Here is a 23,764-nt window from a genome sequence, read left to right on the forward strand (position 1 = left end):
TGCGATCTTTTTTTGAGTTATCCACACATCTTTTTTTCTGAAGCTGGCTTGACGAAGTTTCGCCGATAGGTTTTGATTGCTTACGTTATCTTTCGAATCGAAACTTACCAAGTCATGTCAAAGCGCAACACGCCCCAACGCCGCCACAATATCCTCGCCTTGCTCAATGAGCAGCGCGAAGTCAGTGTGGACGAGTTGGCCAAACGCTTCGAAACCTCGGAAGTTACGATTCGCAAGGATCTGGCCGCGCTTGAAAGCAACGGTCTGTTGCTGCGTCGTTATGGCGGCGCGGTCACCATGCCGCAGGAGCTGGTCGCCGATATCGGCCAACCGGTTTCGAAATACAAGCAGGCCATTGCCCGCGCCGCCGTCACGCGGATTCGCGAGCATGCGCGCATTATCATCGACAGCGGCAGTACCACCGCCGCGATGATCCCGGAACTCGGCCAGCAACCGGGCCTGGTGGTGATGACCAACTCCCTGCATGTCGCCAACGCGTTGACTGAACTCGAGCACGAACCGGTGCTGTTGATGACCGGTGGTACCTGGGATCCGCATTCCGAATCCTTCCAGGGTCAGGTGGCAGAGCAGGTACTACGCTCATATGACTTCGATCAGTTATTTATTGGCGCCGATGGCATCGATCTGGTGCGCGGGACCACCACCTTCAATGAATTGCTGGGACTGAGCCGTGTCATGGCCGAGGTCGCCCGCGAAGTGATCGTGATGGTCGAGGCCGACAAGATCGGCCGCAAGATCCCCAATCTGGAGCTGCCTTGGAGCAGTGTCCATACCCTTATTACCGATGATCGCCTGCCGCTTGAGGCCCGCGATCAGATTCAGGCCCGCGGCATCAATGTGATTTGCGCCGCTGTCAGTCAGGAGAAATAGCATGTGTGGAATTGTTGGTGCAGTCGCAGAACGGAACATTACCGCCATCCTGCTCGAAGGCCTCAAGCGTCTGGAATACCGTGGTTATGACAGCGCCGGTGTGGCGGTGTACACCAATGATGAAAAACTCTTGCGCCTGCGTCGGCCGGGCAAGGTCAGCGAACTGGAACAGGCGCTGATCGAAGAGCCTCTGGTCGGCCGTCTGGGCATTGCCCACACCCGCTGGGCGACTCACGGTGCACCGTGCGAACGCAACGCTCACCCGCATTTTTCGGGCGATTTGGCGGTGGTGCACAACGGCATAATCGAGAACCACGAAGCCCTGCGCGAGCAACTCAAGGCCCTGGGCCACATGTTCACCTCGGACACGGACACTGAAGTCATCGCTCATCTGCTCAACGAAAAACTCAAAGAGCAGCCCGACCTGACCGCAGCCCTGAAAGCGACCGTCAAGGAACTGCACGGCGCTTACGGTCTGGCGGTGATCAGCGCTCGGCAACCGGATCGTCTGGTGGCGGCCCGCAGTGGCAGCCCATTGGTGATCGGTCTGGGCCTGGGTGAAAACTTTCTCGCCTCCGACCAATTGGCCCTGCGCCAGGTCACTGACCGCTTCATGTATCTGGAAGAAGGCGATATCGCCGAAATTCGCCGCGACAGCGTGCAGATCTGGGACATCAACGGCGTGCTCGTCGAGCGTGAAAGCATTCAGTACCGTGACGGTGCCGAAGCCGCTGACAAAGGCGAGTTCCGGCATTACATGCTCAAGGAAATTCACGAGCAACCGGCCGTGGTGCAACGCACGCTTGAAGGTCGCCTGAGTCAGAATCAGGTGCTGGTCCAGGCGTTTGGTTCACAAGCGGCCGAGTTGTTCGCCAAGGTGCGTAATGTACAGATCGTCGCCTGCGGCACCAGCTATCACGCCGGCATGGTTGCCCGTTACTGGCTCGAAGAACTGGCCGGCATCCCGTGCCAGGTCGAAGTCGCCAGCGAATTCCGCTATCGCAAAGTAGTGGTGCAGCCCGATACCCTGTTCGTGAGCATCTCCCAGTCAGGCGAAACCGCCGATACGTTGGCCGCGCTGCGCAATGCCAAGGAACTGGGCTTCCTTTCCAGCCTGGCAATCTGCAACGTCGGCATCAGCTCCCTGGTGCGTGAATCGGACCTGACGCTGCTGACCCAGGCCGGTCGCGAAATCGGCGTGGCCTCGACCAAAGCCTTCACCACTCAATTGGTGGGCCTGCTCTTGCTGACCCTGGCCCTGGGTCAGGTTCGCGGCACATTGGCCGCAGGTGTCGAAGCCACACTGGTGGAAGAACTGCGTCGCCTGCCGACCCGTCTGGGCGAAGCCCTGGCCATGGACAGCACTGTGGAAAAAATCGCCGAGCTGTTCGCCGAGAAGAACCACACCCTGTTCCTCGGTCGCGGTGCGCAATTCCCGGTGGCGATGGAAGGGGCGCTCAAGCTCAAGGAAATCTCCTACATCCACGCCGAAGCCTACCCGGCGGGCGAGCTGAAACATGGCCCGCTGGCGCTTGTGGATAACGACATGCCAGTGGTCACCGTGGCACCGAACAACGAGTTGCTGGAGAAGTTGAAGTCCAACCTCCAGGAAGTCCGCGCCCGCGGCGGTGAACTGATCGTCTTCGCCGACGAACAGGCCGGCATGACCAACGGTGAAGGCACTCATGTTGTGCACATGCCGCATATCCACGACATCCTGTCGCCGATCCTCTACACCATTCCGTTGCAGTTGTTGTCGTACTACGTGGCGGTGTTGAAAGGTACTGACGTTGACCAGCCACGAAATCTGGCGAAGTCGGTGACGGTGGAATAAGTTATCCACAGGTGATCGAAACAATAAAAATCGCAGCTACGGTTGCGATTTTTTTTACCTGAACGAAGGACATATCCGATGGACCGATTCCAGGAAATGCAGGTCTTCGCCGCTGTCGCCCAGGACCAGGGTTTCTCGGCGGCGGCGCGGCGCTTGGGGATGTCAGCGGCCAGCGTCACCCGGGCAGTGGCGGCGCTTGAGCAGCGCATCGGCACTCAGTTGCTGACGCGCACCACCCGCAGCGTGCATTTGAGCGAGGCGGGTCAGCGTTATCTGGAGGATTGTCGGAGAATTCTCGCCGAGGTGCAGGAAGCCGAGGATTCGGCCGCCGGGAGCCATGCCCAGCCCCGTGGGCAACTGACGATCACGGCACCGGTATTGTTCGGCGATTTGTTCGTCACGCCGCTCATGGTCGGTTACCTGACTCAATTTCCTGAAGTCAGCATCAACGCTGTACTGGTCGACCGGGTGGTGAGCATGGTCGAGGAGGGCATCGATGTGGCCGTGCGTATCGGTGAATTGCCTGACAGCAATCAGCACGCAATTCGAGTGGGCGAAGTGCGGCGAGTGATCTGCGCTTCCCCTGGATTCCTGACTGCCCATGGTCGGCCTCGGCATCCGGCAGACTTGAGCCGCGCCCCGATCATCGCCACCTCGTCCATCGGGCAGCCCAGAAGCTGGCCGTTCCTTGAGGCGGGAGAGGCGATCAGTGTTCGTCCGGAGCCACGTCTTGTGGTCTCTGCCAATCAAGCGGCGATCACTGCCGCCGCCATGGGCCTGGGATTGACCCGAGTCCTGTCGTATCAAGTGGCGAGCAAGATCGCCACCGGTGAGCTGGAAATCGTCCTGGCTGACTTCGAACTGCCGCCATTGCCCATTCATGTGGTCTACCAGGGTGGGCGCAAGGCCCCGACGCGGGTTCGCAGTTTTGTGGACTTTGCGGTGAAGGGGCTGCGCGAACACCCGGCCCTGCACGGCTGAAGGGTTATTGCACTGGATGAAATAATGGATTGCGTTTGCTGGTTATTCTGTTGCTTTGGTTGTGGATGGAAGATAGCGCTCCATCGGCGCTGATCCTTCCTGAGCGGCGCCACCACCCAGCGGAGTCGACCATGCAAGCCATCAAACTCTACAACTTCCCCCGTTCCGGCCATGCTCACCGTGTAGAGCTGATGCTGTCGTTGTTGCAACTGCCGACCGAGCTGATCTTCGTCGATCTGGCCAAGGGCGCACACAAACAAGCGGATTTTCTTGCGCTCAACCCGTTTGGTCAGGTTCCGGTGATTGAGGATCAAGGCATGGTGCTGGCCGACTCCAACGCGATCCTGGTCTACCTTGCGCAAAAATATGGCAACGGTCGCTGGCTGCCAACCGATCCGGTCGGTGCAGCCAAGGTTCAGCGCTGGTTGTCGGTCGCCGCCGGGCCGATTGCCTTTGGCCCCGGCAGGGCAAGGCTGATCACTGTATTTGGTGCGCCTTACAACGCTGAAGAGGTGATTGCCTATTCTCACACCTGGCTCAAAGTGATCGATCAGGAACTGGGCGCAACGGCCTATCTGGCCGGTAGCGAGCCGACCATCGCCGACATCGCCGCCTACAGCTACATCGCCCATGCTCCGGAAGGCAATGTGTCGCTGGACGACTACGCCAACATCCGGGCCTGGCTGGCGCGCGTTGAAGCCTTGCCAGGGTTTGTCGGCATGCCGCGCACCATCGCCGGTTTGCAAAAAACTGCCTGATGTTCACGGCCCTATTCAGTCGGGCCGTTCTTATTGCGCAATGAGCGCAGGGGAGAAGCCGTTATGGAACGTTCACCTTGGCATGCAGGCGAGAAACAGTTGCAAGCCCACGTGGGTGTCGCGGAGCGAATGGACGCATTGGGTCGTAGGGTGATTCGCGGCGAGATGCCGGACCAGCACCGCACGTTCTATCAGCAACTGCCGTTCATGCTGTACGGCGCGGTGGATGCCGACGGCAACCCTTGGGCGAGCATTCTTGAAGGGGCGCCGGGCTTTGCGAAGTCCCCCGAGCCCGGGCTGTTGCAGATCGGCAGCCTGCCCGGTCGCGACGACCCTGCACAACTGCAAGACGGGGCGGCGATCGGTCTGCTCGGTATCGAGCTGCACACCCGGCGTCGCAATCGTCTCAATGGTCGAGTCGGCGATGTAACGGCGAGCGGCTTCGAGGTGACGGTGGAGCAATCCTTCGGCAATTGCCCGCAATACATTCAATTGCGCCAGTTTCGCTCGGTGCCATTGGCGGATCCGGAGACCCGTATCGCGCAGCATCTCAATGGGCTGGATGACGCGGCCAAAGCCATGATTACCAGCGCCGATACCTTCTTTGTCGCCAGCTATGTGGACGTCGATGGCCAACGCTCGGTGGACGTTTCTCATCGGGGCGGCCAGGCCGGTTTCGTCCAGATAGAAGGCAATCGCCTGACCATCCCGGACTTCGCCGGCAACCTGTTCTTCAATACCTTGGGCAACCTGCTGATCAACCCTCGGGCTGGTTTGCTGTTCATCGATTTCGATTCGGGCGATTTGCTGCACCTCAGTGGTCGCACGCAAGTCATCCTTGAAGGCCCGCAGATCGAAGCCTTTCAAGGGGCCGAGCGGCTGTGGACATTCGAGGTGGAGCACGCGGTGCGTCGGCCCGCGGCACTGGCCTTGCGCTGGCGCTTTGACGGCGTGTCGCCCACCAGTCTGCTGACCGGCACCTGGGCGCAGGCGAATGCACGCCTGCAAGCCCAGGCGCTGGGGAATCGCTGGCGGCCGCTGCGAGTGACGCGCATCGAGCGGGAGAGCCACAACATCCGTTCGATCTATCTGGAGCCTGCCGATGGCGCCGGATTGCCGGTGTTTCAAGCTGGGCAACATTTGCCCTTGCGGTTCAACATCGCAGGCGATGTGCACATCCGCACGTACAGCCTGTCGAGCGCGCCATCCGATGACTTTTTCCGCATCAGCGTGAAGCGTGAAGGCTTGGTGTCCTCGCACCTGCATGAGCAGATTCGTGTCGGCGATGTGCTTGAAGCCCGCTCGCCTCAAGGGCATTTCACCGTGGCGCCGAATGAGCGTCGGCCGCTGGTGCTATTGGCTGCCGGCGTGGGGATCACGCCGCTGCTGTCGATGCTGCGGGAGGTGGTTTATCAAGGCCTGCGCACGCGGCGCATCCGTCCTGTGTGGTTCTTCCAGAGCTCGCGGACCTTGGCCGATCAACCGTTTCGCCCTGAGCTGGATCGCCTGCTCGACGGCCTCGGTGATGAGGTGCGGGTGCTGCGTTTGCTTAGTCAGCCGGAGGCCGATGCCCGTGAGGGTGAAGATTACGACCTGACAGGGCGCATCGACGCCGACTTGCTCAAGACCACTCTTGAGGTGGAGGACTACGACCAAGTGGATTTTGTCCTGTGCGGTCCGGGAAGTTTTACCCAGGGGCTGTACGACAGCCTGCGGGATCTGGATGTCCCTGATTCAAGGATTCATGCCGAAACCTTTGGCCCGTCGACGCTGCGTCGCAAGCCGGACCCGGACGCGGTGGTCATCGAGCAATTGCCGGCCGCTACCGTTTCGGTGCCCGTCGTGTTCCAGCGCTCTGCCAAAGAAGCGCGTTGGCAGCCGGACGGCGGCAGTTTGCTGGAGTTGGCGGAGAGCCGTGGCTTGCGCCCGGAATTCAGTTGCCGCGGCGGTTCCTGCGGGACCTGCAAAACCCGGTTGATCAGCGGAGAGGTGAATTATCCACAGCCTCCGGCGGAGGTTCCCGATGCGGGTGAGGTGCTGATTTGTTGTGCGGTGCCGGCGCAGGGTTCGCAGCCGTTGGTGTTGGATCTGTAACTGAACCAGACAACACAGAAAATCCCTCTGTGGGAGCGGGCAGTCAGGTGCTGGGTACGGTGGTTGCGAAAAGTCAGGTGATCGTTGCCCGCAAGCCAACGGCTGAGTAGGGTAGTGAGCAGAGCGACAAAGGGCCTTTGAGAGGCCCTTTTTGTATTTCAGGGATAAGGTTTCTCATGGTTTTTTTCACACGCTTGATCGTTTTGCTGGCAGCGGTGTTGCTCAACGGTTGCGAGCAACCGGACGCGCCGCCGCTCGATCAGCAACTCTATGTCTGGCAACGGCTATGGACGCCAGCCCATGACGCCGCGCTGCGCGACAGCCACACCGATTTCTCGACCTTGCGCGTGCTGGCCTTGCAGGCATTCCCACAGTCTGGCTGGAGCCGGGCGCGGATCGATCCGGCGCTGCTCAAGCGTGATGGCCGACCGCTGATTGCGGTGGTTCGTCTGGATGGCCAGCTCAATGGGCTGGACCGGGACGAGGTCACGGCGCAGATCCAGCAGGTGCTCAGCGATTGGCAAGGGCAGGGGTTGACCCTCTCCGGCGTGGAAATTGACCACGATGCGGGCAACGCCCGGCTACCGGCCTACCGCGAATTCCTCACCCATCTGCGTGGCGTTCTGCCGGCGTCCTTGCCGCTGAGCATCACCGCGTTGCCGGCCTGGCTCGACAGTTCTGAATTGCCGGCGTTGCTGGCAACGGTCGACAGCAGCGTGTTGCAGGTGCACGCGGTGAGCGATCCGCGGCGTGGGCTGTTCGACCCGGATCAGACACGGCAGTGGGCCAGGGCCTGGAGTCGCAACACATCGAAACCGTTTTATCTGGCGCTGCCGGCTTATGGCGTGGCGCTGTTGCCGGGGGCCGGGGGCGCGCCGGTGGTGGAAAGCGAAGTGCCCATTGAGCGAGGCGGCGAACGTCGGGAGTTGCTGGCGGACCCGCAGCAGTTGAGTAAGCTCGGCGCCGAGTTGCGCGCCGATCCACCAGCCCATCTGGCCGGGCTGATCTGGTTTCGCCTGCCCCTGGCCAATGATCGCAGGGCCTGGAGCCTGACGATGCTGGGCGCTGTGGCGCGCGGCGATACGCTCGACAGTCATGTGGGGCTGAAACTCTCGGCGCAGGACGGTCTCTACGACATCAGCCTCAGCAACCAAGGCAACCTCGACAGTGCCTGGCCCGAACGCCTGACGCTGGCGGTGCAGGGCTGTGAAGGCGCCGATGCGCTGGCCGGTTATGCGTTGCAACAGCGCCCGGATCTGCTTACCTTCACCCGCCTGCGTGACGGTCGAATCCCGGCCGGCGGGCAGCGCGTCATCGGTTGGGCACGCTGCGCACACATTGATCAAGGAGGTTCGAATGTTTACCCGTAACTGGCCCCGCCATGTGCTTTGTCTGAGCCTCAGCCTGCCATTGGGTTCGGCGCTGGCCTGCGGGCCGGACTTCCCCATGCGCCTGCTGGACAATCGTGGCCAGTCGCTGGCGGAACTGCCGGAAGGCAACTTCAACCTTGAGATCAGCCGCCTCGGGCATGCCATCGCGGGACTGAAAAATGTCACCGCCGCCACCAACATTCCGGGGGACGGTTACGGCGATGCGCCTGATTACACCCATCAGCGCGATACCGCTGAACAGGCCGGTCTGACGCCTGAGCAGCAAGCGCTGGTGAAACAACTGCGCAACCTGACCGATGCCCGTCAGGTTGAAGAGCAAGGCGCGAATCTGCCGGCCGAACATAGGCTCTATCTGGCTGGCGCCGTGGCGTTCAACGCCGGTGACCATGGCCTGGCCGCCGAGTACTTTCAGAAAGTGCTGGCGCTGCCGGCGGAACAACGCCCGTTGCGTAGCACCTGGGCGGCGTACTCGTTGGGCCGGGCGCTGTTTGCCATGAGTTCAGAAGCAGGCGCGACCCCTGACCTGTTGGCTCAGTCCCGCAAGGCCTTCGAGCAGACCCGTCAACTGAGCATCGACGGCTTCAACGACCCATTGGAACTGGGTGTCGCCAGCCTCGGCGAAGAAGCGCGAGTGGCCCGCACCGCGGGTGATTGGGACAACGCCATCCAACTCTACGCCACGCAGAACCTTCACGGCTCGGCGGTGGGCTACACCTCGCTGAAGCTGTTGATGGCCGATCTGGCGGCGATGCCCGACGAGCAACTGGCCGGGTTGCTCAAGGGCAAAGCGGTGCAGCAACTGGTGACGGCGTCGTTGATCAGTCGGCTGGGCTGGTCATTCGGTGATCAACCGCCGAACGAACAGAAACTGATCAAACTGCTGCAAAGCAGCACCCGTGGCAGTCTGGATAATGCCGATCGCCTGGCGGCGATGAATTATCAACAGGGCGATTACGCCAGCGCCAAAGCCTTCCTCGAACAGGCTGGTGACGGTGGCCTTGCGTGGTGGTTGCGGGCGAAGCTGGCGGTGCGTGATGGCGATAAAAACGCCGCCGCGGCAGCCTATGCCAAGGCCGCCCAGGCCTTCCCGCAGAACGAATCCTGGGGCGAGCGGCGGACGCCCGACTGGGATTACGAAACGCTCCAGCCCAAGTGCCGGGTCGAGGGTGAAAGCGCGATCCTGGCCCTGCAACGCGGGGATTACCTGCAGGCCTTCGATCAGCTCTATCGCAGCCAGGGCATCTACTGGTTCGACGCGGCCACCGTGGCTGAGCGGGTGCTGACCCTCGATGAACTCAAGCAGTACGTCGACACCCAGGTGCCGGCACCGCCACCGCTCAGCCAGCAGGATCGCGACAATTATGTGCCGTTGCCGGTGGCTGCGAGCCTGCGCAATCTGCTCGGGCGGCGTTTATTGCGTGAAGAGCGTTACGATGAGGCTCCGGCTTACTTCGACAACGCGGATTTGCAGGCCAAGGCCAAATGGTATGGGCAATTGCGCAAGGAGGCCGAGTCCAAATGGTGGCCGACCTCCAAGGCATTCGCTTACTACTACGCCGCGACGCTGGCTCGCTACAATGGGATGGAGCTGTTGGGCTACGAGATGTCCCCGGATTACGTGACCTTCGGTGGCAATTACAGCCTGGAAGCTCCGGAGCTCAAGGTCGGACCGCTGATGACCGAGGGCGAAGTGCAGCGTCAGCAAGCTACGGTGGCGCAACCTGATGAGCGTTTCCATTACCGTTATGTCGCCACGGCTCTGGCGAGTAAGGCCGCCGATCATCTGCCCCACAGCAGTCAGGCGTTTGCTTCGGTGCTATGCAAGGCCTCAGGGTGGGGCACCAACCTGCAAGAGCAAAGCGCGTTCTATCGTCGTTATGTCGAGGAGGGGCCCTATGTGGTCTGGGCCGGTGATTTCGGTCATCAATGCCAGGAGCCGGACTTCCAGAATGCCGACAAGCGCTATGTGACCCAGGTCACCGACGCTATGCGGTCCACGCTGCGGCCCTACAAAAAACCATTGCAGATCAGCGCCGTGTTGGCCGTTACGGCAGCGGCGCTGTTGTTGATCAGTCGCCGCCGTCGGAAAGCGCGATAACGCTCAAGCTTGTTGAACAAAGGTCAGCCGCACAGCAAAACCAATCAACAGGCTGCCAAACAACCACTGCTGTACCCGCTGGGCCGATGGACTGCGTTGCAGCCAACGGCCCAACGCAGCGCCGACCAGCGCGTAGGCGCTGTCGAACAGCAAGCCGACGCCGACCAGCATCATGCCCAGGGTCGCAAATTGCGCGAGCACCGGTCCGGCTTGAGGGTTGATGAACTGCGGCAGCAGCACCGAGCAAAACAGCAGCGCCTTGGGGTTGAGCAGGTTAGTCAGCAAACCGCGCTGGATCGCCTCCGGCCACCGTGGTTTAGCAGTCGTTGCGTCTGCACCGTTCAAGCTCGGCAGCATCGTGGTGCGCAGGCACTGAATGCCGATCCAGAGCAGGTACGCGGCGCCGGCCAGGCGCACCACGTCGAAGGTCCAGGGCGCAGTCCTGAACAGCGTCGCCAAACCCAATGCCGCCAATGCCACATGACAACCGCGCGCCACGCCCAGCCCCAATGCCGTGGCCAGCGCCGCGCCTTTGCCCTGACGAGCGCCGGTCTGCAACAGCAGAATCATGTCCGGGCCCGGCAACAGGTACACCACTGTCAATGCCATGAAAAACAGCCAGAGTTCTGTCATGTTGCCCCCATTCGTTGTCGATTTGGTGGGGTCAGTCTACGGCCGAGGGGCAGGGCAGGTGGTTGCGTAGTCAGCTTCTAAAGCTTCGATATTTGGCATAACCTGCCAGTTTGTGATGATCGAACCATCAGGATCTGCCAAAGCATGAAACTGGACGCCTATGACCGCAAAATCCTCACGGCGCTGCAACGGGACGGACGCCTGAGCAACGTACAACTGGCCGATGAGATCGGCTTGTCGGCCTCGCCCTGTTTGCGCCGGGTCCGGATGCTGGAAGAGGCCGGTGTGATTCGCGGCTATCAGGCCAACCTCGATCGAGATGAAGTGGGCCTTGGGCTGACGGTGTTTGTCGGGGTCAAGGTCGAACGGCATAACGATGAACAAGCCGAAGCGTTTCGTCTGGCCGTGACGGCATTGCCTGAGGTGATTTCGGCGTTTCTGGTGTCCGGGGAATCGGATTTTCTGCTGCAAGTGGTGGTACCGGACTTGCGCGCCTATGACCGTTTCCTCACCGGGCGATTGCTGAAATTGCCGGGCGTGAGCGATATCCGCAGCAATTTTGCAATTCACACGGTGAAGACGCCGGGAGCGTTGCCGTTGGGGCATCTGCCTGACTGAAAAAGCGAAAAGATCGCAGTCTTTGGCCGCGATCTTTTGATCGTTCTAAATCTGCGTCGCCATCCCTTCCACATTCATCGCCGCCTGGCGCAAGGCCTCGGAGCGGGTAGGGTGCGGATGGCAGGTCAGGGCGATGTCTTCGGCCGAGGCGCTGAACTCCATGGCCACGCAATATTCGCCAATCATTTCGCTGACGCTCGGGCCCACAAGGTGCACACCGAGAACTTCGTCGGTGCGCTCATCGGCCAGTACCTTGGCGAAGCCTTCGGTTTCGTGGTTGATCTTCGCCCGGCTGTTGGCGGTGAAGGGGAATTTGCCGACCTTGTAGGCGCGACCTTCGGCCTTCAACTGTTCTTCGGTCTTGCCGACGCTGGCCAGCTCCGGTTTGGTGTAGATCACGCTGGGGATCAGGTCGTAATTGACCTCGCCAGCCTTGCCGACGATCTGCTCGATGCAGGCCATGGCTTCGTCTTCGGCCTTGTGGGCGAGCATCGGCCCTGAGGTGACGTCACCGATTACCCAGACCCCCGCGGCTTCAGTGCGGTGGCCCTTGTTGGCGAGCATGCCGCGTTTGTCGGTGGCGAGGCCGACGTTCTCCAGCCCCAGGCCCTGGGTGTAAGGACGACGACCGATAGCCACCAGCACGTAGTCGGCTTCCAGCAGTTCGGCGGTGCCACCTGCGGCCGGTTCGACACTGAGTTGAACACCGCTCGCCGAGGAGGTGGCGCTGGTGACTTTCGAACTCAACTTGAAGCGGATGCCTTGCTTGCTCAATGAGCGCTGAAGGGTTTTACCGGCTTCAGCATCCACACCCGGGCAGATCCGGTCGAGAAATTCGACGACCGTCACCTGAGCACCCAGGCGCCGCCATACCGAACCCAGTTCCAGACCGATCACTCCAGCGCCGATCACCACCAGGTGCTTCGGTACTTCAGCCAGCGACAGCGCGCCCGTGGAGTCGAGGATGCGTTGGTTGTCGATGTCCACGCCTGGCAGGGGAGTGGGTTCGGAACCGGTGGCGATGATGATGTCTTTGGCGCTCAGCCGGGTCTTGCCACCCTGATTGTCGGTCACCGTGACGCTACCCGGCCCGTCGATGTGGCCCCACCCCTTGATCCAGTCGACCTTGTTTTTGCGAAACAGAAACTCGATGCCCTTGGTCAACCCTGTGACGCTTTCATCCTTCTGTTTCATCATCTGAGCCAGGTTGAGCACAGGTTTGACCTCGATCCCGAGGTTGGCGAATTCCGCCCCCATGGCCGCGTCGTAGAGCTCGGAGGCATGCAGCAATGCCTTGGACGGCATGCAACCGACATTCAGGCAGGTCCCGCCGAGGGTGGCGCGGCCTTCCACGCAGGCCGCTTTCAAGCCCAACTGCCCGGCGCGGATCGCTGCGTTGTAACCGCCGGGGCCGGCGCCCAGAATCACGACGTCATAGGTGCTCATGGTGCAACTCCTGGATTGAGAGGGGCGGGATCGATAAAAAGTAGTCTTCAATAAAAAAATTACGAACGTAATATGTGCGTTTCTCACCATTTCGGTCAAGGCTTCAGCTTGGCGACAGGTTCAGCGTTTTTAGATAGAACGATTCAGGACGAAAATTTCACCATTTTCGTTATATCGTAACGAATTGTGATGTGAGCAATGGCTGGGGTGGTATGCAAGTCGATCTCGATGGCGATGGGGCACAGATAGCAGGGCTGCCGCGCTTTCAGCAGGCGGTCGTTCAAGGACGTCGATTACGCCAACGGGCAATCGGTTTGGGGGCCTTGGCGGCCGCAGGGCTGGTGCTGGCGTTTTTTGTCGGGCTGTTTGCACCGCAGTCGCTCTGGCCCGCGTTGCTGGTCAATCAGAGCGCCGGTTTGCTGGTGTTGGTCGCCGGTCTGCAGTCGGCCTGGTGGGTAACGCAGTGGCGTGCACGAGCGATGAATCCGGCCGAGTTGGTGCCGGTGGCTATCACCGAAGAAGTCGTTGTCGCCGAAGGTTGGTACGAGCGGTTGCTGGACGGCATCAGTCAGCGTTGGCTGCGGTTGCTTGGGCAGATCGGTGCACCGACGCTCTGGCTTGGCGGCTGGGCGTTGTTGAGTTTGTACAGCATCGAGCAGGTCTGGAACCTCGCTTTGCCACCCGCTGCGTTGGGATTATCGGCCAGTGTCGGCGCGGCGTTGTCGTTGCTGCTGGCGTTCGGTTTGCTGGTGCTGGAGCGGCAACTGGCGCAGGAAAATGTCGCCCAATGGCCTGAAGCCGGGTCGTTGGCGCAGCTGGCGCGGGTCGCGATTATTGGCCTGGTGCTCAGCGCCTTGTGTCTGTTGTTCGGTAGTGAAACAGCCGTCTGGCCGGTGCGTCTGGCGGTGCTGATCGGCTTGTTGCCGGGGCTGGTCGCCATCGAGTTGTTGCTGCGCGCCGTGTTGTCACTGTTCAGCCCCCGTCGTGAACAGCTTGAACCGACCTTGCTGGCGCGAAGCTTCGTCGCCGATATGTTGCGCTGGCCGCCACAGCCCCTGCTCGCATTGCAGCACGAGTTGCACAATCGCTTCGGTATCGACCTGCGACAAATCTGGGCCTTCACCTACATGCGCCGGGCGTTTTTGCCGGTGCTGGCGGTGGTGGCAATCGTCGGTTGGTCGCTCACCGGCATTCATGAAATACCGCTACAGGGGCGGGGCATCTACGAACGTTTCGGCAAACCGGTGGAAGTGTTTGGGCCCGGTTTGCACGCCGGTTTGCCGTGGCCGCTGGGTCGCGTGCTGAGCGTCGAGAACGGCGTAGTCCATGAGTTGGCCACCAGCGTGGGCGAAGCATCGGCCCCGGCCCCGGTCGCGGCCGAACCTGCCGAAGGCCCGGCACCGGCCATTGCCAATCGCTTGTGGGACGCCAGCCATGTGAATGACAAATCCCAGGTCATCGCCAGCAGCCGTGCCGATAAGCAGAGCTTTCAGATCGTCAACATGGACGTGCGCTTCGTCTATCGCATCGGCCTGAGCGATCAGGCGGCTCTGGCCGCGACGTACAACAGCGCCGACGTGCCGACGCTGATTCGCAGCACCGCCAGCCGGATTCTGGTTCATGACTTCGCCTCAAGAACCCTCGACGGTTTGCTCGGCGAAGACAGGGTAGGGCTCTCTGAAGAAATCGGCCGCGCCGTGCAGGCGGATCTGCAAAAACTCGACAGCGGCGTGGAAATTCTCGCCACGGTGGTCGAGGCCATTCATCCGCCAGCGGGGGCTGCCAATGCTTATCACGGCGTTCAAGCAGCGCAGATTGGCGCCCAGGCATTGATCTCCCGCGAGCGCGGTGCCGCAGCGGAGGCGACCAACCAGGCGCAATTGCAGGCCAGCATCGCTCGCGATCAAGCCACGGCCAGTGCGCATGAGATCAACTCGAGCGCTCGGGCCGCCGACCTGAAATTTGCCGCCGAGCGAAAGGCGTACTCCAGCGCCGGCCAGGCTTTTGTACTGGAGCAATATCTCAGCCAACTGACCCAGGGTCTGGCTAACGCCAAGCTGCTGGTTCTCGATCACCGTCTGGGTGGCAGCAGCAATGCGCCGACCATCGACCTACGTACATTCACGCTGCCGGCTGACCCTGCGCCGTCGCGTAATACCGCTCAGCCAGGAGCCGCCCATTGAGCCAGTCGACGCCTACTCACGATCATCACGACCACGATGACCACGCCGGCCACGATCACGGCCATGGCGGGCATCACCACGGTCATCATCACCATCACCACCATGGTGATCCGCACGAAGCTGGCCCTTTTCCGTGGCGGCGAATGGGCTGGGCGGCGCTGCTGGTGGCCTTTGCCGTTGCGGCGGCAAGCCTGGTGCAAGTGCGCTCGGGGGAGGCCACGGTGATTACGCGCTTTGGCAATCCATCGCGGGTGTTGCTGGAGCCGGGTCTTGGCTGGCGTTGGCCGGCGCCGTTCGAGGCGGCGATTCCGGTTGATCTGCGGCTGCGTACCACCTCCAGCGGTTTGCAGGATGTGGGCACGCGCGACGGTCTGCGCATCATCGTGCAAGCCTACGTGGCCTGGCAGGTACAGGGCGATCCGGACAACGTGCAACGTTTTATGCGCGCTGTACAGAATCAACCCGATGAAGCCGCGCGGCAGATTCGTACCTTTGTCGGCTCGGCGCTGGAAACCACTGCCAGCAGTTTCGACCTGGCCAACCTGGTGAACACTGACGCCAACCAGGTGCACATCGCCGATTTCGAAGCGCAGCTGCGTCAGCAGATCGATCAGCAGTTGCTCACCACCTATGGCGTGCGAGTGCTGCAAGTCGGTATCGAGCGTTTGACTCTGCCATCGGTGACGCTCACCGCGACGGTCGATCGTATGCGCGCCGAGCGTGAAACAATCGCCACTGAACGCACAGCCATTGGCAAACGCGAAGCCGCACAAATCCGCTCCGCAGCCGAGCGTGATGCGCGAATCGTACAAGCCGATGCGACGGTAAAGGCCGCAGACATCGAAGCCCAATCCCGCGTCGAAGCCGCGCAGATTTACGGCCGGGCTTACGCAGGCTCACCGCAGCTCTACAATTTGCTGCGTTCGCTCGACACCTTGGGCACCATCGTCGCACCGGGCACCAAACTGATTTTGCGCACCGATGCGGCGCCGTTCCGGGTGTTGGTTGACGGCCCACCGACGCTCGAAAACAAGTCCGGGTCGCAGCCATGAGTTTGGTTCCACGTGGAACAAATGAATTGAGCAGCCCCTGGATTCAGGCCGGGCGCTTGGCTTTTCTCGCGCTTTACGCCGTGACCGTGCTGGCTGCTTTGGCGTGGGCATTTTCCAATGTGCGGCAGATAGACCCGCAGAATCGTGCCGTGGTGCTGCACTTCGGCGCACTGGATCGCATTCAAAACTCCGGTTTGCTGTTGGCGTGGCCGCGACCGTTTGAGCAGGTGGTTTTGTTGCCGGCAGCGGACCGGGTGATCGAGCGTCGAGTGGAAAATCTGCTGCGCACCGATGCCGCGTTGCAGGCCGACCGGGTGGCGAGCTTCGCCACACCCCTCAGCGATGCGCTCGCCGGCTCCGGTTATCTGCTGACCGGTGACGCGGGCGTGGTGCAGCTGGATGTGCGGGTGTTCTACAAAGTCACTGAGCCCTATGCCTTCGTTCTTCAGGGTGAGCATGTGTTGCCGGCTCTGGATCGACTGGTGACGCGCAGTGCCGTGGCACTCACCGCGGCGCGAGACCTGGACACCATTCTGGTGGCTCGACCGGAACTGATCGGTGCCGACAATCAGGCTGCCGAACGTCGCGAACGTCTGCGCGGCGATCTGGTGCGAGGCATCAATCAACGCTTGGCCGAACTGACGGCGACCGGGCAGGGCTTGGGTATCGAAGTGGCGCGGGTCGATGTGCAATCGAGTCTGCCCGGCCCGGCAGTGAGCGCGTTCAACGCCGTGTTAACTGCCAGCCAGCAAGCTGACAAGGCCGTGGCCAATGCGCGCACGGAAGCCGAGAAGCTGACTCAGTCCGCCAATGAACAAGCCGACCGCACGCTGCAAGTGGCTCACGCCCAGGCCAGCGAACGCCTGGCCAAAGCCTCCACCGACACCGCCACAGTATTAAGCCTGGCCAAGGCGCAACAGCAGGGCACCGATCCGCAAATGCTGCAGCGTATTTACCGTGAGCGGATGCCGAAGATTCTCGGGCAGGCCGGTTCGGTGACGACGGTCGATCCGAAAGACGATTCCCGCCTGATCATTCAGGGAGCTGCGCAATGACTGCCCAAACTGCCGCCGCGCCGAGCATGTTGTCCTCGGCTGAACAACGTAGCGCCGCGCGCCAGTTGACCCTGGCCATGCTTGCACTGGGCTTGCTTGCGCTCGGCCTGATCTGGCGCTGGTTGTTGCCGGAGCAGACCGGGGTCAGCCAATTGCTGTTGGGTTTTGCTTCGTTGCTGGTGGCCGTGCCGGTCATGCGTTCGGCGTGGTACAGCCTGCGTTATCCGAGCCTGCACGGGATCACCGATCAGTTGATTGCCCTCGCCATGCTCGGCGCTTGGGCCACTGGCGATCTGCTGACTGCGGCACTGCTGCCGATCATCATGATCTTCGGCCATGTGCTGGAAGAGCGCAGCGTGATCGGCTCACAGGAAGCGATTCATGCTCTCGGCAAACTGACCCGCAGCCATGCGCGCAAGATTCAGGCTGACGGCGCTATCGTTGAAGTCGATAACGGCACACTCAAGGCCGGCGACCTGGTGGAGGTGCGTGCGGGTGATCGCGTGCCGGCCGATGGTCGGGTGTTGTCCGGTCAGGCGAGCCTCGACACTGCATCGATCACCGGTGAGTCGGTGCCCATAGAGGCCGTTGTGGGCATGCCGGTGTTCGGCGGAGCGATCAACCTTGATGGCTTGTTGCGCATTGAAGTGACCCGCACCGGTCACGAGTCGACACTGGGTAAAGTCATCGCGTTGATGCAAAACGCCGAACGCTCCAAGCCGCCGATCACCCGTTTGCTCGAGCGCTACGCCGGCAGCTACATGGTGCTGGTGTTGCTGCTGGCTGCCGTGACCTGGTTCGTCACCAACGATGCCCAGGCGATGCTTGCGGTGTTGGTGGCGGCCTGTCCTTGCGCGCTGGTGTTGTCGGCACCGGCCACGGCGATTGCCGGGGTGGCGGTCGCAGCTCGGCACGGGATTCTGATTCGCAGCTCGGCGTTCCTCGAAGAATTGGCTGACCTGACGTCGTTGGTGGTCGACAAGACCGGAACCCTGACGTTCGGCACCTTGCGCCTGCAATCGATCGACAGTCCGCTGAAAGATCGCAGTCACGTACTGAAACTCGCCGCCAGCCTTGGCTCTGCCAGCAGCCACCCGGTGAGCCGCGCGTTGGCCGGGTTGGTCACTCAGGAACATTTTCTGCTGCTCTCCGACATCCGCGAGCGTCAGGGGCTGGGTGTAGTGGCGATGACGGAGCAGGGCGAAGCGGCCCTCGGTCGTCCGGAGCTGTTCGCGCAATTGGGCATCGTCACCTCAGCTGTTCCCGGCCACGATGGCCCGATTGCCGGGCTGGCCCTCGACGGTGAATTTCTCGCCTGGCTGTTGCTCGCCGACAGCGTCAAACCCGAGGCGCGGTTTGCCCTGAGCGAGTTGCGTGAACTGGGCCTGGGTCGTCAGTTGTTGTTGACCGGGGATCGACAAAGCGTGGCTCATACGCTGGCCCGGGATGTGGGCATCAGCGATGTCGAGGCCCAGGCCTTGCCCGAGGACAAACTCAATCGCGTGTTGAAAGAAATCGACAGCGGTTTCCGGCCGATGGTGGTGGGAGACGGCATCAACGATTCCCTGGCGCTGAAGGCCGGTGTGGTCGGCGTGGCCATGGGCGCGGGCGGCGCGGACATCGCGCTGGCCTCGGCCGATATCGTACTGATCGGCAGCGACCTGCGCCGGCTCGGAACCTGTGTGCGCCTGAGTCGCCAATGCCGGCAGACTTTACAGGTGAACGTAATCATCGGTCTGGGCTGGACCCTGGCGATTGTCGCCTTTGCCGCATTCGGCTGGCTGGGCGCGGCCGGGGCGATGATTGCCGCGCTGTTGCACAACTTGAGTACGTTATTGGTGCTCGGTAATGCTGGGCGTTTGCTGCGTTTTCAGGAGCCTTTGCTCAAGCTCAAAGATGAGGTTTGAGCGAGGCGAAAAGTTTTTTCATCGCCTCTGTAACGCCGTCAGGGCAGCGCTCTCTAGTGCTGTGTCGGGACTGAACAACCTTCCAGCCGACACCCCTGACGATTACTGAGGATATACAAATGAACTTCAAAACCGCCACCGCCGGTGCCGCTCTCGCCTTTGCCGCTGCAACAATGTTCGCAGGTGTTGCCACTCAGGCTCAGGCCGCCGACGCTGCACAGGTTCACTGCTACGGCGTGACATCGTGCAAAGGCATGAATGACTGCAAGACAGCCGAAAACGCCTGCAAAGGTCAGGCTGTCTGCAAAGGGCATGGCTTCAAGGCAATGACTCAGGCCGAATGCATGAAGGCCGATGGAAAAGTCGGCGAATAACTGACTGCCGAATGCCGTCGCGGTGGCTCTCTTGCCACTGCGGCACTTTGCGAGGAGTCCGCAAAATGTCTGCTTCCCTTTCTTGTCTGGGCTACGGCCTGGGTTTGCGCAGTGCCTACTACCAACAGATTCTTGAACAGTCGCCAGCCGTGGACTGGTTTGAAGTGGTCTCGGAAAATTTCATGGTCCAGGGCGGCAAGGCCCTGTACTACCTGGACGCCATTGCCGAACGGTATCCCGTAGTGATGCATGGCGTATCGCTGTCTATTGGCGGTCCTCATGCCCTCGATCCGCAGTATCTGCAACAGCTGAAACTTCTGGCGGAGCGAGTTGAACCGGCATGGATCTCCGATCACTTGTGTTGGAGCCGCGGCAATGCCCATCAACTCCATGATTTGTTGCCGCTGCCCTACACCGAAGAAAGTCTTTATTACGTGGTCGGCCGAGTGCGGCAGGTTCAGGACGTCTTGCAGCGTCCGCTGGTGCTGGAAAACGTCTCCAGTTACGTGCGCAGCGCTGGCGACGAATTCAGCGAATGGGAGTTTCTTGATGCGCTCAGCCGGTTGAGCGACTGCGAGCTGTTGCTGGACATCAACAACGTCTATGTCAGCTCCCGCAATCATGGCTTCGATCCGTGGACATTCATTCAAGGGCTGCCGGCCAAAAAGGTTCGACAGTTGCACCTGGCTGGCCACAGCGACCACGGCGATTACGTGATCGACACCCATGACCAGCCGGTGAGTGATCCGGTTTGGGCGCTCTATCAACAAACCCTGGAACACCTCGGGCCAGTCGCGACACTGCTGGAACGCGATGATCATTTCCCGCCTTTTGAAGAGCTACTTACCGAGTTGCAAAAGGCCCGGGCATTGGGTGATAGCGTGTTGACCCGGAGACTGAGATGCGCCTGAACGACTGGCAGCTGGCCTTTGAAACGTATCTGCTGGGTGAGCAGACAGCAGCCGATACCGCGCTAGGCGCGAGTCTTATGGGGGGGCCGACACTGGATGTGAGCACCGGGCTGGCGATCTATCACAACGCCTATCAGGCAAGGCTTCAGGAAGTTCTGCGCGGCGACTATCCGGTCATTTGGCATTGGCTGGGTGACGATGAATTCGAGCAGCTCGCGGCGGCTTACATTCGCCAGTGTCCGTCTGTTCATTACAGCCTGAGGTGGCTGGGTGAAGGGTTCGAGTCGTTTATTCGACAGCATTTAGTGCCAGAGCAAAGTGCAGCGCTGGGGGAGTTGGCGGCACTTGAGTGGGCATTCACGCTCGCGTTCGACGCGCCTGAAGGCGCGCCGCTGACGATACAGGACATGGCCGCCCTGAAGCCTGAAGACTGGCCGACGTTGCGGGTCAGCCCCAGCCCCTCTGTGCAATGGCTTGAGTGTGCTTTCAACAGTGTTGCGTTGTGGCGGGCAGTGAAGGATGAAACCGGGTTCCCCGGTAGTGCAGCGTTAGGGGCGCCCCAAGTATTGGTGATCTGGAGAGCGGGGCTGGTTTGTCATTACCGCAGCCTGGAACCTGCGGAGGCGGCAGCTCTAGACGGCTTGTTTCAGGGCGACTGGGATTTCGCTGAACTGTGCTCCGAATTAGCAGTCATCTATGGTGAGGATGCACCCCTTCAGGCTGTTACATGGCTGAAACAGTGGGTTCAGGACAGTTGGTTGCAGCCTCGAATCATAGAGAGCAGCTATTAAATCGATAGCCGGCTATTTTTCAAGGATGGACTACCCTCAAATCAGACGTCTGAAAATCAGGGGGATTATCCATGCTCGCGCAACTTCCACTGGCCTTACAGAATCTGCAGTTGCCGCTTCGCTTGCGACTCTGGGACGGCCATGAGTTCAACCTGGGGCCGACGCCCAGCGTCACCATTGTGGTCAAGGACCCGCACATGGTTACCCAGTTCACCCATCCGAGCCTGGACGCGCTGGGGGCGGCGTTTGTCGAAGGCAAACTGGAGCTGGAAGGCTCCATCAGCGACGTGATTCGTGTCTGCGATGAATGGAGTCAGGCGCTGATCAGCGAAGACGACGATGCGCAACCGGTGCGCCTGGTTCACGACAAGGAAACCGACGCCAAAGCCATCTCCTACCACTACGACCTTTCCAACGAGTTCTATCAGCTGTGGCTCGACAGCGACATGGCGTATTCCTGCGCCTACTTCGAGACCGGCAGTGAAACCCTTGAGCAGGCTCAACAAGCCAAGTTTCGCCACCTGTGCCGCAAGTTGCGCTTGCAGCCAGGGGAGTATCTGCTGGATGTCGGTTGCGGCTGGGGCGGGTTGGCGCGGTATGCCGCGCGGGAGTTCGGCGCGAAGGTGTTCGGGATCACGCTCAGTCAAGCGCAGTTGGATTTGGCTCGTGAGCGGGTGAAAGCCGAAGGCCTGGAAGACCAGATCGAACTGCAACTGCTCGACTACCGCGATCTGCCTCAGGACGGGCGTTTCGACAAGGTGGTCAGCGTCGGTATGTTCGAACACGTCGGCCACGCCAATCTGGCCGAATACTGCAAGACCTTGTTCGGCGCGGTGAAAGAGGGCGGTCTGGTGATGAACCACGGGATTACCGCCAAACACACCGACGGTCGTCCGGTCGGGCGCGGTGCTGGTGAGTTCATCGAGAAGTATGTGTTCCCCAACGGCGAACTGCCGCACCTGGCGATGATCTCGGCCGAGATCAGCGAAGCGGGGCTGGAGATTGTCGATGTCGAGAGCCTGCGCCTGCATTACGCGCGGACCCTGGACCACTGGAGCGAACGCCTGGAAGACAATCTGGAAGCCGCCGCCAAACTGGTACCGGAGCAGGCACTACGGATCTGGCGGTTGTATCTGGCGGGATGCGCCTATGCCTTCGCCAGAGGCTGGATCAACCTGCATCAAATCCTCGCGGTGAAAGCCCATCCCGATGGCAGCCATGAACTGCCGTGGACCCGCGACGACATCTACAACTAGAGAATCGGCGAAATAAGCCGGGCGATCCGCATGCCGACCTGTTGCAGGCGGTGGGTTTCCCGGCTTTCTTCTTTGGCGATTTCGTGAGCCTGGGCGAAATCGTGGTTGAGCATCTGCTCCACTTCGGCGGCAAACCCGCTGTCGACCGTCAGCAGCATCACTTCGAAATTCAGCCGGAACGAACGGTTGTCCATGTTGGCGCTGCCGATGGCGCTGATCTCGTCGTCGATCAGCACTACTTTCTGATGCAGGAAGCCGGGTTGATAACGGAACACGCGCACCCCGGCGCGTACGGCTTCGAAAGCATAAAGGCTGGAAGCGGCGTAGACGATCCGGTGATCCGGCCGCGATGGCAACAGGATCCGTACATCCACACCGCGCAGCACCGCCAGTCGCAACGCGGCGAACACCGCTTCGTCGGGGATGAAGTAAGGGCTGGTGATCCACACGCGTTCCGTCGCCGCATGGATGGCTTCGACGAAGAATAGCGAACAGGTTTCGTAGGAGTCCGCCGGGCCGCTGGCCAGTAATTGGCAGAGCACGCCGTCATCTGGATAAACGTCTGGCAGGATCAGCGGGGGCAGCGAGCGGGCTGCCCAGAACCAGTCTTCGGCGAAGGACTCCTGCATGCAGGCCACCACCGGCCCGCGAACTTGCACGTGGGTATCGCGCCAGGGCGCCAGGGGTGGTTTCTCGCCCATGTACTCGTCGCCGACATTGAGCCCGCCGACAAAGCCGACAAGCCCGTCGACCACTACGATCTTGCGGTGGTTGCGGAAATTCACCTGGAAGCGGTTGAGCCAGCCGCTGCGGGTGGCGAAGGCTTTGACCTCGATACCGGCATCTCGCAATGGTTGCACATACTCGTGGGGCAGGGAGTGGCTGCCGATGCGGTCGTAGAGCAAGTAAATCGCCACGCCCTCGGCGGCTTTCTTCGTCAGCAGGGTGTGCAGGCGTTGGCCGAGGCGGTCATCGTGGATAATGAAAAACTGGATAAGCACCGCTTCACGGGCGTTGCTGATGGCGTCGAAAATTGCATCGAACGTGGCTTGGCCGTCGATTAGCAAGCGCACATCGTTGTTTGCCAGGCATGGCATGCGTCCCAGCTTCGGCATGGCCCGCAAAGACGCGTAAGCGCTGGAGGCACGCGCAGCCAGTGCCTCTTCTACCCAGGGACGCCAGTTCAGTTCGGAGATGGCCTTGCGCATTTCCTCGTTGGCTTGCCGTCGGGCCTTGATGTAACCATCGAAGGTGCTGCGACCGAAGACCAGATAGGGGATAAGCGTGAGGTAAGGAATGAACAGCAGTGACAGGGCCCAGGCGATCGAGCCCTGAGCGGTCCGAACGGTCAACACGGCATGGATGGCGGCGATCGAGCCCAGTGTGTGCAACAGTGCGATCAGATAACCGAATACATGCGGTCCGAAATAATCCATGGGGCAGCCTTGCTCCTTGAAGATTCAATGCTTAACAGACCATGTTCCGGGCAGA

At 61.0% G+C, this 23,764-nt stretch carries 19 protein-coding genes; 16 read left to right on the forward strand and 3 right to left on the reverse strand.

What is annotated here, in order from left to right:
• Positions 1 to 114: 114 nt before the first annotated feature.
• The 7 genes from AC1DQM_RS09160 to AC1DQM_RS09190 all read left to right on the forward strand — a co-directional run bounded on the left by AC1DQM_RS09160 (position 115) and on the right by AC1DQM_RS09190 (position 10,047).
• Complete coding sequence (locus tag AC1DQM_RS09160) at positions 115 to 891, forward strand: DeoR/GlpR family DNA-binding transcription regulator (RefSeq protein WP_477746049.1); 777 nt, start codon at positions 115 to 117, stop codon at positions 889 to 891.
• Between the two features lies 1 nt (position 892).
• Positions 893 to 2,725, forward strand: a complete 1,833-nt coding sequence (gene glmS, locus AC1DQM_RS09165) for a glutamine--fructose-6-phosphate transaminase (isomerizing) (protein WP_477746050.1) — start codon at positions 893 to 895, stop codon at positions 2,723 to 2,725.
• A 78-nt stretch (positions 2,726 to 2,803) separates the two neighbouring features.
• A complete protein-coding gene (locus tag AC1DQM_RS09170; RefSeq protein WP_477746051.1) occupies positions 2,804 to 3,706 on the forward strand; it encodes a LysR family transcriptional regulator in 903 nt (300 codons plus the stop codon).
• A 131-nt stretch (positions 3,707 to 3,837) separates the two neighbouring features.
• Positions 3,838 to 4,464 (forward strand): glutathione S-transferase family protein, encoded by a 627-nt coding sequence (locus AC1DQM_RS09175; RefSeq protein ID WP_018927332.1) that lies wholly within the window; start codon positions 3,838 to 3,840, stop codon positions 4,462 to 4,464.
• Between the two features lie 63 nt (positions 4,465 to 4,527).
• A complete protein-coding gene (locus AC1DQM_RS09180) occupies positions 4,528 to 6,558 on the forward strand; it encodes a 2Fe-2S iron-sulfur cluster-binding protein (RefSeq protein ID WP_477746052.1) in 2,031 nt (676 codons plus the stop codon).
• A 176-nt stretch (positions 6,559 to 6,734) separates the two neighbouring features.
• Positions 6,735 to 7,928 carry a DUF3142 domain-containing protein gene (locus AC1DQM_RS09185; RefSeq protein ID WP_477746053.1) on the forward strand — a complete coding sequence of 398 codons (1,194 nt, stop codon included), beginning with the start codon at positions 6,735 to 6,737 and terminating at the stop codon, positions 7,926 to 7,928.
• Complete coding sequence (locus tag AC1DQM_RS09190) at positions 7,915 to 10,047, forward strand: hypothetical protein (RefSeq protein WP_477746054.1); 2,133 nt, start codon at positions 7,915 to 7,917, stop codon at positions 10,045 to 10,047. The genes AC1DQM_RS09185 and AC1DQM_RS09190 overlap by 14 nt, the downstream gene beginning before the upstream one ends.
• Positions 10,048 to 10,050: 3 nt before the next feature.
• On the opposite strand, the gene AC1DQM_RS09195 is transcribed toward AC1DQM_RS09190, so the two are convergent.
• On the reverse strand, positions 10,051 to 10,680 hold the full coding sequence (locus AC1DQM_RS09195; RefSeq protein WP_019651261.1) for a LysE family translocator: 630 nt from the start codon (positions 10,678 to 10,680) through the stop codon (positions 10,051 to 10,053).
• A 144-nt stretch (positions 10,681 to 10,824) separates the two neighbouring features.
• On the opposite strand from AC1DQM_RS09195, the gene AC1DQM_RS09200 reads away from it, so the two are divergent.
• Positions 10,825 to 11,298, forward strand: coding sequence for an Lrp/AsnC family transcriptional regulator (locus AC1DQM_RS09200; protein ID WP_019580354.1), 474 nt, complete (start codon positions 10,825 to 10,827; stop codon positions 11,296 to 11,298).
• 45 nt (positions 11,299 to 11,343) lie between these two features.
• Here the strand turns inward: AC1DQM_RS09200 and lpdA are convergent, their stop codons facing one another.
• Positions 11,344 to 12,744 carry a dihydrolipoyl dehydrogenase gene (gene lpdA, locus AC1DQM_RS09205; RefSeq protein WP_018927339.1) on the reverse strand — a complete coding sequence of 467 codons (1,401 nt, stop codon included), beginning with the start codon at positions 12,742 to 12,744 and terminating at the stop codon, positions 11,344 to 11,346.
• 212 nt (positions 12,745 to 12,956) lie between these two features.
• Here lpdA and hflK (AC1DQM_RS09210) point away from each other — a divergent pair, with 212 nt between their 5' ends.
• The 8 genes from hflK (AC1DQM_RS09210) to cfaB all read left to right on the forward strand — a co-directional run bounded on the left by hflK (AC1DQM_RS09210) (position 12,957) and on the right by cfaB (position 22,273).
• Entirely contained in the window at positions 12,957 to 14,927 is a 1,971-nt protein-coding gene (gene hflK, locus AC1DQM_RS09210; protein WP_477746238.1) for a protease modulator HflK, read from the forward strand.
• Positions 14,924 to 15,979, forward strand: coding sequence for a protease modulator HflC (gene hflC, locus AC1DQM_RS09215; protein WP_086945235.1), 1,056 nt, complete (start codon positions 14,924 to 14,926; stop codon positions 15,977 to 15,979). The genes hflK (AC1DQM_RS09210) and hflC overlap by 4 nt, the downstream gene beginning before the upstream one ends.
• Positions 15,976 to 17,034 (forward strand): protease modulator HflK, encoded by a 1,059-nt coding sequence (gene hflK, locus AC1DQM_RS09220; protein ID WP_477746055.1) that lies wholly within the window; start codon positions 15,976 to 15,978, stop codon positions 17,032 to 17,034. Before hflC ends, hflK (AC1DQM_RS09220) begins: the two co-directional genes overlap by 4 nt.
• The gene (locus tag AC1DQM_RS09225) at positions 17,031 to 18,941 is read left to right on the forward strand and encodes a heavy metal translocating P-type ATPase (protein ID WP_111453106.1); all 1,911 of its coding nucleotides are present in this window, start codon (positions 17,031 to 17,033) and stop codon (positions 18,939 to 18,941) included. The genes hflK (AC1DQM_RS09220) and AC1DQM_RS09225 overlap by 4 nt, the downstream gene beginning before the upstream one ends.
• A 119-nt stretch (positions 18,942 to 19,060) precedes the next feature.
• Complete coding sequence (gene bufA2 / locus AC1DQM_RS09230) at positions 19,061 to 19,315, forward strand: BufA2 family periplasmic bufferin-type metallophore (RefSeq protein ID WP_018927345.1); 255 nt, start codon at positions 19,061 to 19,063, stop codon at positions 19,313 to 19,315.
• A 65-nt stretch (positions 19,316 to 19,380) separates the two neighbouring features.
• The gene (gene bufB, locus AC1DQM_RS09235; RefSeq protein WP_477746056.1) at positions 19,381 to 20,226 is read left to right on the forward strand and encodes an MNIO family bufferin maturase; all 846 of its coding nucleotides are present in this window, start codon (positions 19,381 to 19,383) and stop codon (positions 20,224 to 20,226) included.
• Entirely contained in the window at positions 20,217 to 21,017 is an 801-nt protein-coding gene (locus AC1DQM_RS09240; protein WP_477746057.1) for an HvfC/BufC family peptide modification chaperone, read from the forward strand. Before bufB ends, AC1DQM_RS09240 begins: the two co-directional genes overlap by 10 nt.
• Before the next feature lie 71 nt (positions 21,018 to 21,088).
• Positions 21,089 to 22,273, forward strand: coding sequence for a C17 cyclopropane fatty acid synthase CfaB (gene cfaB / locus AC1DQM_RS09245; protein ID WP_018927348.1), 1,185 nt, complete (start codon positions 21,089 to 21,091; stop codon positions 22,271 to 22,273).
• Here the strand turns inward: cfaB and cls are convergent.
• A complete protein-coding gene (gene cls / locus AC1DQM_RS09250; RefSeq protein WP_477746058.1) occupies positions 22,270 to 23,709 on the reverse strand; it encodes a cardiolipin synthase in 1,440 nt (479 codons plus the stop codon). The genes cfaB and cls overlap by 4 nt on opposite strands.
• Positions 23,710 to 23,764: the final 55 nt, after the last annotated feature.

It is taken from the genome of Pseudomonas sp. 01L34 (genome assembly GCF_056400265.1).